This is a genomic window from Conexibacter arvalis (genome assembly GCF_014199525.1).
Classification (GTDB): domain Bacteria; phylum Actinomycetota; class Thermoleophilia; order Solirubrobacterales; family Solirubrobacteraceae; genus Conexibacter; species Conexibacter arvalis.
In genome coordinates, this window is the sequence record NZ_JACHNU010000001.1 from 448,790 (window position 1) to 461,000 (window position 12,211).

A 12,211-nucleotide genomic window follows, 5' to 3' on the forward strand; every position below is an offset into this window, starting at 1 on the left:
ACTATCGTCCTCCCCGTGGACGCATCGGTCCAGCAGGCCGCGGCGGAGATCGCGGCGCGCGCTGAGCGCGATCTCGACGCGCTCGTCGCCGTCTCCTCGCCCTCCGGCGACGCGCACGGCGCCGAGGACTGCGTCGCGGTCGTCCGCGCGCTCGCGCCCGCCGGCGCGAGCTTCGAGCGGCTGCCCTGCTCCTCGCCGGCCCACGCCGACGACCTGCTCGTGCGCTTGCACGGCCGCGGGAGCGGCCGCGTGCTGCTGCTCGGCCACCTCGACACGGTCGTCCCGCACGAGCGCCACCAGCCGCTGACGCGCGTCGGCGAGCGGCTGGTCGGCTCGGGCAGCGTCGACATGAAGGGCGGCGACGTGCTCGCGCTCGGCGTGCTGCGGGAGCTGGCCCGCCGGCCGCAGCTGTTCGCCGAGGTCGCGCTGCTGCTCGTCGTCGACGAGGAGTGGCGGACCGGGCCGCTGACGCATGTCGCGCGCTTCGCCGGCTGGGACGCCTGCCTCTGCTTCGAGGCCGGGGAGCTGGCCGCTGACGGCAGCGACGCGGTGATCGTCAGACGGAAGGCGGCCGGGACGCTGCGCGTCTGCGCCGACGGCGTCGCGGCCCACGCCGGCGCCGCGCCGCACAAGGGGCGCAACGCCCTGCTCGCGCTCGCGGCCGCCGCGCAGGCGGTCGCGGCCGCGCACGCGCCCGACGGCCCAGACCGGCTGACGGCCGTGCCGACGACCCTGCACAGCGGCGGCGCCTTCAACGTCGTGCCGGCCGACGGCGAGCTGCACTGCGACCTGCGCTCCGACCGCACCGCCGCGTTCGAGGAGGTGCGCGAGCGCGTGCCGCGCGAGGTCGGCGGCGTCGGGCTGGAGACGGAGCTGACGCGCGTCTGGCCGGCGATGGACGCGCGCGACGCGAGCGGGCCGCTGCTCGCCCGCGCCGCCGCGCTGCTCGGCCGGCCGCTGACGCCGTCGGGCCGCGGCGGCGCCAGCGACGCCAGCCACTTCGCGCCCGCGATCCCGTTCACCGTCGACGGGCTCGGCCCCCGCGGCGGGCTCGCGCACGCGCCCGGCGAGTTCGTGCTGACGGCGTCGCTGCGGCCGCGCGCCGAGGTCGCGCTGGCGCTGGCGCTCGCGGCGCTCGACGGCGGCGGCTGAGCCGGCCGCGGACGGCGCGGGCGAGGACGGGTGAGCGCGGCGCGCGCGGGTATGCTCGCCCCCATGCACGACCTCGGCGACCCGATCGCGTACCTCGTCCTGCAGCCCGGCACCGACGTCTACGACGCCGCCGGCGAACGGGTCGGGAGGGTCGAGCACGTGCTCTTCGACGACCGCACCGACGTCTTCGACGGCATCGTCGTCGACACGAGAGCGGGCCCCGGCGGGCTGCGCTTCGCCGACGCCGACCAGGTCGACGAGCTGTACGAGCGCGGCGTCGTGCTGAAGGTCGCCGCCAGCGCGCTCCACGACCCCGAGCCCGGGCCCGGCGTGATCGACGCCGACGCGGCCGACGGCGACGCGTCGCCGCTGACCGAGAAGCTGCGGCGGGCGTGGGACTGGATCAGTGGGCGCTACTGAGCGCGACGGCGCGCAGCCGCTGGCCGGCCGCGTCGCGCTCGTCACCGGCGCCAACCACGGGATCGGCGCCGCGACGGCGATCGCGCTCGCGACCCGCGGCGCCGACGTGCTCGTCTCCTACCTCGCGCTGCCGCACGCGTCGGCCGGCGACGGCGATCCGCCGGGCGGCGGCCCGGCGGTCGACGCGACGGACGACGCGGTCGGCGACGACGGCATCCCGCTCGCCTACCACCGCTCGCGCGCCCGCGACGCCGGCTGGGTCGTCACGGCGATCGAGACGATCGGCGGACGGGCGCTCGCGGTCGAGGCCGACCTGAGCGACCCGGCCGCGCCGGCGGCGCTGCTCGACGCGGCGGAGCGGGCGCTCGGCCCGGTCGAGATCGTCGTCTGCAACGCGACCGGCTGGGTCCAGGACAGCTTCTCGCCGGCCGAGCGCGACGCGATCGGCCGACCGCTGGCGCCGGTCACCGCCGCCACCTTCAACGCCCAGTTCGCCGTCGACGCACGCGCGACGGCGCTGCTGATCGCCGAGTTCGCCCGCCGCCACGTCGCCCGCGGCGGTCGCTGGGGGCGGATCGTCTCGCTCACCTCCGAGGGCCGCGACGGCTTCCCCTCCGAGGTCTCCTACGGCGCCGCGAAGGCGGCGCTGGAGAGCTACACGCTGTCGGCGGCGCACGAGCTGGCGCCCCACGGGGTGACCGCGAACGTCGTCCACCCGCCGGTCACCGACACCGGTTGGATCGCGGAGTCGGCCCGGCCGGCGATGGAGGCGCACAGCCCGTTCGGCACCGTCGCCCATCCCGAGGACGTCGCCGGCGCGATCGCGCTGCTGTGCCTGGAGGAGTCGGCGCGCGTCACCGCCAACGTGATCCGCATGCGCTGAGGCGGCCCGCGCGACGCGGGCTGCCGCCGGCGTGCCGCCGCTCACAGCCGCGACAGCCACTCGAGCGGGAACGGCGGCTGCGCCAGCGGCTTGACCGCGAGCCGCGTCAGCAGCAGCGGGTTGTCGTCGCCGGCGATGCGGTTGAGGTCGAGCTCGCCGCAGCCGCCGCAGCGGTGGACGAGCACCCACTCGCCGCCGCCGCGGACGGCGACCGCGATCGGCTCCATCGACGAGCCGCAGTCGGCGGCACGGTCGCCGGGCGTGGCGCCGTCGAGGTGCCGGCTCCAGAGGCAGCTGGGGCAGTGGTTGCGATGGGCCGTGCCGGGGGCGTCGGCCGGGATGTCGAGACCGCAGTTGCGGCATCGGAATGCGCGTGGCGCTCGGCGCCGGTCGCGCTGTCGCTGATCTCGCGACAAGGGAACCTCCGTGATGGATGCGGACGAAGCGGCGGGTCACGCGCGTCCGCTGCCTCGTACGGGAGGTAGCGTGCCGCTGCCGCCCTCAGGGCGGCAGCGGGCAGCCGGTCAGCGCTCGTTCAGCCGACCGGGCGCAGCGCGACGATGTCCGCACCGGCATCCATAGATCGTCCCGGACGTTACCGGATCGTCGACGGCGGCGTCCGTCACGCCGGCGGGGCGCGCCCGTTAGCCTCGGTGCGACGATGCGGAAGCGGAGCGCGAGAGCACGATCCGGCCTGGCGGCGGCCGCCGCGGCGCTGCTGGTCGCGCTCGGCGCGGCGGGCTGCGGGTCCGACGGCGACGAGCGCGCCGACCTCACGCTCCCGCGCGACGCCCCGCCGCCGGCGCTGACCCAGCCGCCCGGCGGCACGACGCCGGTCCCTCCCGGCGGCACCACGCCGACGCCACCGGGCGGGAGCGGCCGGACCTACGAGCCGCCGGCGCCGAGACCGAACTTCGGCCGCGGACCGACGATCGGCGCGCTCGTGCGCGAGCGCCACGCGGAGGCGTCGTACGGCGCGCTCCTGCCGGGCTTCGTCCCCGGCGGCATCCCGGTCGGCACACGCGCGGCGATCTGCGTCGTCCCGCCGATCATCGACGCGGTGCGCCGGCAGATCGAGGAGGCGGCGCGCCGGCAGTCCCCGGGAGGCGAGGTGCTGACGCTCCACTCCGACGCGATCCTGCTGGCCGACTGCGGCAGCTCGGGTCGGTGGGCGCTCGTCACCTGGACGCAGATCGAGGGCGGCGACGCCACCAACTGGATCGACGAGCTGCGCTACGACGGCGACGGCCGCTGGACCGGCACGCCGCCGAGAGCCTATCCCGGCTGCCGCATGCCGCTCGCGGCCGCGGCGGCATGGCAGGTCGACGTGCGCAGATGCGGCAGCGCCGCCAGACGCGCCCCCTCGACCCCGCGCCGCCCGCCGAGAGCCGCGCCGTCGCCGAGGCCGCCGAGACCGTCGCAGCCCCAGCCCCAGCCGGGCCCGAGACCGATGCGCCCCGCCCCGCTCGACAGCGTGACGATATGAGCGGGCCTGGGGTCGGCCGGAGCGCCACAGACCGATTGGTGTGGTCACATCGGCTGGTAAGATGACCACATGCGAGAGATCGGGATCCGTCAGCTCAAGAGCGAGGCGAGCGCCCTGATCGACCAGGTCGAGCACGGCGAAGTGATGACGGTGACGCGCCGGGGCAAGCCGGTGGCACGCCTTGTTCCGGCCGGCATGGCGCCCGGGATGGCACGGCTGGTCGCCGAGGGCCGTGTCCGCTGGAGCGGGCGCAGAGCGTCGTTGCCCGAAGCGGTCGAGCTGCGTGGAGACGGCCCTTCGGCCGCCGACCTCGTGATCGACGACCGCGGACCGCGGTGACCCTCTACCTCGACACGAGCGCGCTCGTGAAGCTGCTCGTCGCCGAGGATGGGAGCGGCGTCGTCCGCTCCGCCGCCGGCGCCGCCGGCGAGCTGGCCGCCAGCCACATCGCCTACGTCGAGACGCATTCGGCGTTGGCGCGGATGCGCGCCGGCGACCGCCTCACGAGACGGGTCCACGCGGCGCAGGCGGAAGCGTTCCGCCGTCTGTGGTCCGACGTCGCCGTCGTTCCGGTCACCGACGACGTCGTCGAACGAGCCGCCCGTCTCGCCGAGCGCCACCTGCTGCGCGGCTACGACGCCCTCCAGCTCTCCTCCGCACTGGAGCTGCGCGACGCGAGCGATGTTCGGTTCGCGTCGTGGGACGATCGGCTCAACGTCGCCGCGGCACGCGAGCGGCTGACGCTGCTGCCGCTCGACTGACCCCCCGACGACGCGATCGGGCGTCTCCGCGCACGGCGCGGACCGGCCGGCGGCCCTATCGTTCCCGCATGACCGGGGTTCACCTGGTGATCGGCGAGGGGACGCTGGCCGAGGGCGTGCAGCAGGCGCTGCGCGAGGCGCGGCAGCCGGTCCGCGCGATGCGGCGGCCGGCCGACCGCGAGCTGCGGCGGGCGCTCGCCGACGAGCGGACGAGGGCGGCAACGGTGATCGACCGCGACGACATCGCCGCGCTGCGGACCGCGCTGCTGGTCGAGTACCTGCGGCCCGGCATCCGGCTGGTCGTGACGATCTTCGACCGCACCGTCGCCGAGCAGCTGATCCGCACGATCCCCAACTGCAACGTCGTCTCGATGGCCGACGCGTCGGCCGGGGCGATCGTCGGGCCGTGCGTCGACGCCGGCCTGGTCGCCCTCCACCGCGCCGACGACGGCGCGCTCGTCGCCGTCCACGGCCACGACGAGGCGCACGCGAGCGCCGGCGAGCGGCCGCACGTCGCGCCGTACCCCTACCACCCGCCGAGCGCGCCGCTGCGCGCGGCCCGCCGCCTGCGGGCGCAGTTCCGCCCGCCCGACCGCTCCTCGGCGCTGCTTTTGTGGTCGCTGATCGGGCTCGTCGCACTGGTGCTGCTGGAGGCGGCGCTGGCGATCTCGACCCACCGCGAGCCGGCGGTCGCCGCGCTCTACGAGGCGACGAAGGCGATCGCTGCCGTCGGCCCGAGCGGCTTCTTCGAGCACGGCTCGACGTGGCAGCGGGCGTACGGGATCGCGTCGATGGCGCTCGGCGTCGTGCTCACCGCCGTCTTCACCGCCGCGCTCGTCAACCGCCTGCTGAGCCGCCGGCTGACGGGGACGTTCGGGCCGCGCACGATCCCGCGCGCCGACCACGTCGTCGTCGTCGGGCTCGGCCAGGTCGGCTTCCGCGTCTGCCTCGAGCTGCGCGCGCTCGGGATCGACGTCGTCGCCGTCGAGCAGGATCCGCAGGCGCCGAACGTCGCGCTCGCCCGCGGGCTGAAGGTGCCGGTCGTGATCGGCCGCGGCGGCGACCGCTATGTGCTCGAGCGGCTGTCGCTCGGCCGCGCCCGCGCGCTCGCCGCCGTCACCAGCGACGAGCTCGCCAACGTCGCGATCAGCGTCGCGGCGCTCGCCGTCCAGCCCGGGCTGCGGACCGTCCTGCGCGCCGGCTCCAACGACGTCACGCGCGAGACGGCGGCGCTCTTCCCGATCGGCGTCGCGCAGGACCTCGACCGCGTCGCGGCGACCGCCCTGGCGGCGACGGCGATCGGCCGCGAGCTGGCGCACGCCTTCGTCCACGGCGGCGCCTCCTACATCGAGACGCCGGACGGGATCGAGCGCTTCCCGCGGCCGCAGGGCCGGCCCGACTGACGACCGCTACACGTGGACCGCGACGCCGTCGCCGCCGCCGTGGCCGCGGCTGCACAGCAGCGCGATCAGCGCGCTGAGGAAGGCGAGGCCGGCGCTGACGTACATCGCCGTGTGGAGCCCCTCCATGAACGACTGGAACGAGGCGTCGGTGACCGCCTGCGCCAGCGACGCCGGCATGTCGGGGGAGATCGGCGCGACTCCCTGCGCGATCAGCTCGGTCTTGCCCTCGATCACGCCCGCCGTCTCGGCCGGCACGCCGGCGTCGGCGAGGTTGCCGGCGAGCGCCGACCCGACGCCGGAGACGATCACCGAGCCGAGCACCGCGGTTCCGAGCACGCCGCCGAGCTGGTTGGCCGTCGACTGCAGGCCGCCGGCGAGGCCGCCGCGCTCGACCGGCGCGTTGCCGACGATCGCCTCGGTCGAGGCGACGATCACGAGGCCCATCGCGATGCCGATCAGCAGGTAGAACGGCCACTGGCCGCCGTAGCCGGTGTCGACCTCCAGCCCGGTGAGGCCCAGGAAGCAGCCGGCGAGGATCAGCATGCCGAGGCAGAGCGGCACGCGCGGTCCGAACTTCTCCGTCAGCAGGCCGCCGAGCGGGGCGCTTACCGTGAAGGTGGCCGTCAGCGGCAGCAGCCGCACGCCGGTCTCGACCGGGCTGTAGCCGTGCACGTTCTGCAGGTACAGGCCGATGAAGAAGAGGATCCCGAACAGCGCGAAGAACCCGGTCACGACGAGCACGACGCCGGCCGACAGCGAGCGGTTGCGAAACAGGTCGAGCGGCAGCAGCGGCTCCTTCGCGCGCGCCTCGCGCAGCACGAACAGGACGAGCGTGAGCAGGCCGGCGGCGCCGAAGCCGATCACGTACGCCGAGCCCCAGCCGTGGTCCTGCGCCTTGATGACGCCCCAGATCAGCAGGAAGAGCCCGCCCGACAGCAGCGCGACGCCGGGCAGGTCGAACGAGCCGACGTGCGTCTCGTCCTTGGACTCCCTCACCCACCGCATCGTCACCAGCGCGGCGATCAGGCCGAGCGGCAGGTTGAGCAGGAAGATCGACTCCCACGAGACGTGCTCGACCAGCAGGCCGCCGACGATCGGGCCGGAGGCGACCGCGAGCGCCGAGGAGCCGCCCCAGATGCCGACGGCCCGGTTGAGCTCGGCCGGCGGGAATGCGGCGCGCAGCAGCGCGAGCGTGTTCGGCATCAGCAGCGCGCCGGCGACGCCCTGCAGCACGCGCGCGAAGACGAGCATGCCGATCGAGGTCGACAGCGCGCACAGCAGCGACGTGACGGCGAAGCCGACGATGCCGATCACGAACACCTTCTTGCGGCCGAAGCGGTCGCCGAGCTTGCCGCCGACGATCAGCAGGACGGCGAGCGCCAGCAGGTAGCCGTTGGTGACCCATTGGAGCCCCGCGAGCGAGGCGTCGAGGTCGGCGGCGATCGTGGGGTTCGCGACGCCGACGACGGTGCCGTCGAGGCCGACCATCATCACGCCCAGCGCGACGGCGGCGAGCGTCAGCCAGGGATTGTCGCGGCCGGCGGCGGGCCTCGCCGCGACAGCAGAGGTTGCGTTCATCGGGACCTGAGAGGGTTGGAGGAGTGCTGCGGGCCGGAAAGTGTGACAGACCGTAACGTTTCCACGATGCGCTCCCGACCTCCCCTGCGCGCCGACGCACGCCGCAACTATCGCGCGGTGATCGACGCCGCGATCGGCGTGCTGTCGGAGCGGCCCGACGCGACGATGCGCGAGATCGCCGACGCCTCGGGGGTGACGCGCACGACCGTCTACCGCCACTTCCCGACGCGCGACGCGCTCGTGCGGGCGCTGTTCCAGCAGATCGAGCGCGAGTCGAACGAGGCGGCGCGCGCGGCGCTCGCGGGGAGCCCGCCGCTGGCGGAGGGCCTCGCCGCGATCGCCGCCACGGCGATCGCGTTCGGCACCCGCTACCGCTTCCTCGCCGGCTACGAGGCGATCGCCAGCGACGTGCGCGCCGAGACGATGCGCGCCGCCGCCGACAACCCGGTGCTGCGCTGGCTGCTCGTCGCCCAGCGGCGCGGGGAGGCGCGGCGCGACCTGCCGCCGAGCTGGCAGCTGCGGATGATGCACAGCCTCGCCGTCGTGGCGGTCGAGGAGGTGCTGGCCGGCGCGGTCGACGCCAAGGAGGGCGAGCGGCTGCTCGCCCGCACGCTCCACGCCGCCTTCGCGGCGCCGCGCTGACCGCCCGGCCGAGCGGCGGCGGATTTCCGACACCTCGCTTCAGACCATCGGGCCGCGCCGGTCGGCCCGCGGCTAGGATCGGCGCGATGGGCAGCAGGGGAGCAGGGGCCGGGGGCGGCCGCGAGCACGCCGCCGGAGGCCCCGCGGAGCGTCGGGCCCGCGCGCTCGACGAGGAGGTCCGCGCCGCCGTCGCGGCAGGCGATCTCGGGCAGGCCGAGCGGCGGCTCGCCGCGCTCGAGGGCGGCGCCTTCGCGCGCACCCCGCTCGGCGCGGCGCTCGCCGCCAGCGCGGCGGCGCTCGTCGCGCTCGCGACCGACCGGCCGGCGAACGCCGACGCGCTCGCGACGGCGGCGGCCGAGCATGCGCGCGCGATCCGCTCGCCGGCGCTGGAGGCGCGCGCGGCCGTGCTGGCCGGCCGCGCGCAGGCGGCGCTCGGCGCCGACGACGTCGCCGCCGAGCGGTTCGCCGAGGCGCGGTCGCTGGCGCGGCTCGCCGGCGACGGGCAGCTCGCGCGCGAGGCCGACCGCTGCCGCGCCGCGCTCGCCTCCCGCGCGTCCGCCGCTGCCGCCGGCCCAGCCGAGCGCGGGCTGACGGCCCGCCAGCTCGAGATCGCCCTGCTCGCCGCCGACGGCCGCACCAACCGCGAGGTCGCGGCCGCCCTCGGCATCAGCGAGCACACCGTCAACGCCCACCTGCGCGCCGCATTCCGGCGGCTCGGCGTGTCGCGCCGGCGGGCGCTCGCCACCGTGCTGAACGCACGCGCGCAGCGCTGAGCGGCCGCCGCGCGGCGGCCGCGACCGGCGCGCCGATCGACCGCACGCCGCGGGCACGCGCCGCCGCGGCCGGCGGCCGCGGCGGACAGCCGCGGCGACCGCCACGCGAAGCCCGTCTACTCGCCGGGCGCGCCGGCGCCGCCGTCCTCCTCGGACGGCGCGGCGGTGGCGCCCGTCGAGCAGACCTGCTGGCCGCCGCCCCGCTGGCAGAGCTCGTAGCTGGTGTCGGGCTGCAGCTGCGTGCGGCTGGTGATCGTGTACGGGACGCCGGCCGTCGAGCTGGCGCCGACCGTGACGAGGTAGTAGGCGCCGTCGGTCCAGTCGGAGAAGCCGCCGAGCACGGCGGCGGCGCCCTGTCTGACGCCTTCGGCCTGGCCGCTCGAGATCCCGACCTGCTCGCCTCTCTCGAAGCCGACTCTCTGGCCCTGCGCCGCACCGGCGCGCTCCCCCCTGGCGGTGCCGATCCGGATCCCCTCCGCCTTGCCGGCGTCGAAGATCGCCCTGTAGCCGGCGGTCCCTCTCGCGAACTCGGCGCGGCCCTCCTCGCGGCCTCTTGCCAGACCCTCCTGGAAGCCGGCCTCCTCGCCGGACTGCGTGCCCTCGGAGTCGCCGCTGCTGTGGCCGATCAGGTAGCCGCCGACGCCGGCGACGACGAGCACGCCCACCGCGACGGCCGCGAGCGCGCCGACGCCGAAGCTCCGTCTGCCGCCCTGCCCGGGCGGCGCGGCCCCGGCGGGCTGAGCCGGCGGCGCCGGCCGGCCGGGCTGGCCCTCCGCGCCGCGGCCCGGCGGCGTCACCTCGGTCGGGCGCTCTTCGGGCGGCTGGTCACTGGTCGACATCGGCACGTCCTCCTCGTCGGGCATGCATGGACCGGTTGTCGGTGCGAAGCGTACGGGCCCGCAGCGACGGTTGCGACCCTGAGCGCGGAGACGCGCCGGCTGCCGCTCGTCCGGCGGCCGCCGTCGCTACGCTGTCGGCCGTGCAGCGCCTCCCCACCTGGCCGGTCGCGGCCGGATCACTGCTTCTCGGCTTCGCCGTCGCCGACCTGACCGGCGTCCGTCCGCTCGGCGGGATCGTCCTCTTCCTCGGCGCGCTGTGGTGCGGGCTGCGCTGGCGCCGCCAGCAGGGGCTCGCCGTCGCGATCCTGATCGTGCTCGCCTACCTCGCCGCGTTCGCGCTCTCGCACCCGCTCGGCAGAGCGATCGGCTCGTGGCCGGCGGTCTTCGTCGTCTCGGCGGTCGTCGGGCTGATCGCCTGGGCGCGCGCCGACCGCGAGGCCCCACCGGGAACCGGCGTGTCACCGGCCGCGTCGCGGTAGCGTCAGCGGATCGCCTCGACCGCCCCGGACACCGCCGCCGCGTCCGCGCCGGGCCCGACCCGGCCGCCGCGCGCCGGCCTGCCGCCCGGGCCGCGCGGACCGCGCGCCGTCTCGGCCGCGCGCTTCCTGTTGCAGGCGACCGGCTTCCTGGAGGAGTGCCGCGACCGCTACGGCTCGATCTTCACGCTGGAGATCTCGCAGGGCCGCACCGTCGTGCTCTCCTCCGACCCGACCGTCGCGCGCGAGGTGCTGACCGGCGACCCCGACCTGCTCTACGCCGGACAGGGCAACGTCGTCCTGAGACCGCTGCTCGGCGAGCGCTCGGTACTGCTGCTCGACGGGCCCGAGCACCTGCGCCAGCGACGCCTGCTGCTGCCGCCCTTCCACGGCGAGCGGATGCGCGCCTACGGCGAGCGGATCGACGCGATCGCCGCCGAGCACGTCGCGCGCTGGCCGGTCGGCAGGCCGTTCCCGGTGCGCGACTCGATGCAGGCGATCACGCTGGAGGTGATCCTGCGGGTCGTCTTCGGCGTCGAGGAGCCGGCGCGCGTCGCGCAGCTGTCGGCGCCGCTGCGGCGGCTGCTCGACGCGGCGGTCAGCCCGGCGCAGATGCTGCTGCTCCAGCTGACGAGATCGGAGGGCACGCGGCCGCGCGCGCCATGGGGCCGCATCCGCCGGATGATGGCGCCGGTCGACGCGATGATCCACGAGGAGATCGGCGCCCGCCGCGCCGAGCTGGCCGCGGGCGGCAGCGGTCGCGACGACATCCTCTCGCTGCTGCTGGAGGCGCGCGACGAGGCGGGCGCGCCGATGACCGACGCCGAGCTGCGCGACGAGCTGATGACGCTGCTGGTCGCCGGGCACGAGACAACGGCGACGGCGCTGTCGTGGACGCTGGAGCGCGTCACGCGCGAGCCGGAGGTGCTGGCGCGGCTGGAGCGCGAGGCAGCCGGCGGCTGGGCCGACGGCACCGCCTACCTCGACGCCGTCATCACCGAGACGCTGCGCCTGCGCCCGGTCGTGCCGGCCGTCGTGCGCAAGCTGCAGGCGCCGATGACGTTCGGCGGCTGGCAGCTGCCAGCCGGCGTCAACATCGCGCCGAGCATATGGCTGATCCACCACGACCCGGGCCTCTACCCCGATCCCCATTCCTTCCGCCCGGAGCGCTTCCTCGGCAGAAGACCGGGGACCTACGAGTGGATCCCCTTCGGCGGCGGCATCCGCCGCTGCCTCGGCGCCGCCTTCGCCCTCCACGAGATGCGCGTCGTCCTGCAGGCGATCCTCGCCGCGGCGCGCCTGGAGCCGACGGCCGCCGCGCCGGAGCGGATCGTCCGCCGCTTCGTCACGTTCACCCCCGCCGCCGGCGGCCGTCTCACCGTCGCCGCGAAGCGCTGAGCACGGCCGACGCCGGCCGTCTGACTCACCGCACCAAGTCAACCGCGCTCCTCCAGCAGCGTGGCCACGAGCGCGGAGCTGTCGACGATCACTCGTCGGAGCCGTAGCCGAGATACCTTCCCCATTCGGAACGGGGAACCGGGTCGCTGGGGCCGTCCGGGGCGAGGACCGGCCACACCTCCTGTCTCAGCCAGCGGTGGATGCGGTCGTAACGCTCTTCGGGGCTCTCGGCGTGATCCTGGGACGGATCCATCGGATCACCGTAGCTGGGTGTGGGCGTGTGTGGCGCATGCCGCAACAGAGGTGTGGCAGAGGACCAGTTCGCCCCTGCGCGTGTGTTGTCCGTCTGTCCACTCAACTCTGGACTTCCGCGCAAAGACAGGGGGGCGAGGGGTCCGCA

General features: G+C 75.9%; 15 protein-coding genes. 11 read left to right on the forward strand and 4 right to left on the reverse strand.

All coding sequences use genetic code 11. The features are described 5' to 3' along the window. Positions 1-15 precede the first annotated feature (15 nt). The 3 genes from BDZ31_RS24695 to BDZ31_RS02035 all read left to right on the forward strand — a co-directional run bounded on the left by BDZ31_RS24695 (position 16) and on the right by BDZ31_RS02035 (position 2,455). Positions 16-1,152, forward strand: coding sequence for a M20/M25/M40 family metallo-hydrolase (locus BDZ31_RS24695; RefSeq protein ID WP_343075504.1), 1,137 nt, complete (start codon positions 16-18; stop codon positions 1,150-1,152). 63 nt (positions 1,153-1,215) lie between these two features. Then, positions 1,216-1,572, forward strand: coding sequence for a PRC-barrel domain-containing protein (locus BDZ31_RS02030; RefSeq protein ID WP_183338480.1), 357 nt, complete (start codon positions 1,216-1,218; stop codon positions 1,570-1,572). After that, the gene (locus tag BDZ31_RS02035; RefSeq protein ID WP_183338482.1) at positions 1,559-2,455 is read left to right on the forward strand and encodes an SDR family oxidoreductase; all 897 of its coding nucleotides are present in this window, start codon (positions 1,559-1,561) and stop codon (positions 2,453-2,455) included. The genes BDZ31_RS02030 and BDZ31_RS02035 overlap by 14 nt, the downstream gene beginning before the upstream one ends. A 41-nt stretch (positions 2,456-2,496) precedes the next feature. Here BDZ31_RS02035 and BDZ31_RS02040 read toward each other — a convergent pair whose 3' ends face one another. Further along, complete coding sequence (locus BDZ31_RS02040; RefSeq protein ID WP_183338484.1) at positions 2,497-2,871, reverse strand: RNHCP domain-containing protein; 375 nt, start codon at positions 2,869-2,871, stop codon at positions 2,497-2,499. A 245-nt stretch (positions 2,872-3,116) separates the two neighbouring features. Between BDZ31_RS02040 and BDZ31_RS02045 the strand changes: the two genes are divergently transcribed. From BDZ31_RS02045 to BDZ31_RS02060, 4 genes are all read left to right on the forward strand, one after another. Further along, positions 3,117-3,941, forward strand: coding sequence for a hypothetical protein (locus BDZ31_RS02045; RefSeq protein WP_183338486.1), 825 nt, complete (start codon positions 3,117-3,119; stop codon positions 3,939-3,941). Positions 3,942-4,010: 69 nt separating this feature from the next. After that, the gene (locus BDZ31_RS02050; RefSeq protein WP_183338488.1) at positions 4,011-4,280 is read left to right on the forward strand and encodes a type II toxin-antitoxin system Phd/YefM family antitoxin; all 270 of its coding nucleotides are present in this window, start codon (positions 4,011-4,013) and stop codon (positions 4,278-4,280) included. Continuing rightward, on the forward strand, positions 4,277-4,702 hold the full coding sequence (locus tag BDZ31_RS02055; protein WP_183338490.1) for a PIN domain-containing protein: 426 nt from the start codon (positions 4,277-4,279) through the stop codon (positions 4,700-4,702). The genes BDZ31_RS02050 and BDZ31_RS02055 overlap by 4 nt, the downstream gene beginning before the upstream one ends. Positions 4,703-4,770: 68 nt before the next feature. After that, positions 4,771-6,105 carry an NAD-binding protein gene (locus tag BDZ31_RS02060; RefSeq protein WP_183338492.1) on the forward strand — a complete coding sequence of 445 codons (1,335 nt, stop codon included), beginning with the start codon at positions 4,771-4,773 and terminating at the stop codon, positions 6,103-6,105. Between the two features lie 6 nt (positions 6,106-6,111). Here the strand turns inward: BDZ31_RS02060 and BDZ31_RS02065 are convergent, their stop codons facing one another. Continuing rightward, entirely contained in the window at positions 6,112-7,683 is a 1,572-nt protein-coding gene (locus tag BDZ31_RS02065) for an MFS transporter (RefSeq protein WP_183338494.1), read from the reverse strand. 66 nt (positions 7,684-7,749) lie between these two features. Between BDZ31_RS02065 and BDZ31_RS02070 the strand changes: the two genes are divergently transcribed. Together BDZ31_RS02070 and BDZ31_RS02075 are read left to right on the forward strand one after the other, a co-directional pair. Then, positions 7,750-8,325: a TetR/AcrR family transcriptional regulator gene (locus BDZ31_RS02070; RefSeq protein ID WP_183338496.1), complete on the forward strand. Its 576-nt coding sequence runs from the start codon at positions 7,750-7,752 to the stop codon at positions 8,323-8,325. Between the two features lie 86 nt (positions 8,326-8,411). Further along, positions 8,412-9,098 (forward strand): helix-turn-helix transcriptional regulator, encoded by a 687-nt coding sequence (locus BDZ31_RS02075; protein ID WP_183338498.1) that lies wholly within the window; start codon positions 8,412-8,414, stop codon positions 9,096-9,098. A gap of 116 nt (positions 9,099-9,214) precedes the next feature. On the opposite strand, the gene BDZ31_RS02080 is transcribed toward BDZ31_RS02075, so the two are convergent. Further along, positions 9,215-9,937 carry a FliH/SctL family protein gene (locus tag BDZ31_RS02080; RefSeq protein ID WP_183338500.1) on the reverse strand — a complete coding sequence of 241 codons (723 nt, stop codon included), beginning with the start codon at positions 9,935-9,937 and terminating at the stop codon, positions 9,215-9,217. Between the two features lie 140 nt (positions 9,938-10,077). Between BDZ31_RS02080 and BDZ31_RS02085 the strand changes: the two genes are divergently transcribed. Both BDZ31_RS02085 and BDZ31_RS02090 read left to right on the forward strand, forming a co-directional pair. Further along, on the forward strand, positions 10,078-10,416 hold the full coding sequence (locus BDZ31_RS02085; RefSeq protein ID WP_183338502.1) for a hypothetical protein: 339 nt from the start codon (positions 10,078-10,080) through the stop codon (positions 10,414-10,416). Between the two features lie 129 nt (positions 10,417-10,545). Further along, a complete protein-coding gene (locus BDZ31_RS02090) occupies positions 10,546-11,811 on the forward strand; it encodes a cytochrome P450 (protein ID WP_221242786.1) in 1,266 nt (421 codons plus the stop codon). Between the two features lie 88 nt (positions 11,812-11,899). Here the strand turns inward: BDZ31_RS02090 and BDZ31_RS02095 are convergent, their stop codons facing one another. Beyond that, positions 11,900-12,064 (reverse strand): hypothetical protein, encoded by a 165-nt coding sequence (locus BDZ31_RS02095; protein ID WP_183338504.1) that lies wholly within the window; start codon positions 12,062-12,064, stop codon positions 11,900-11,902. Between the last annotated feature and the right edge of the window lie 147 nt (positions 12,065-12,211).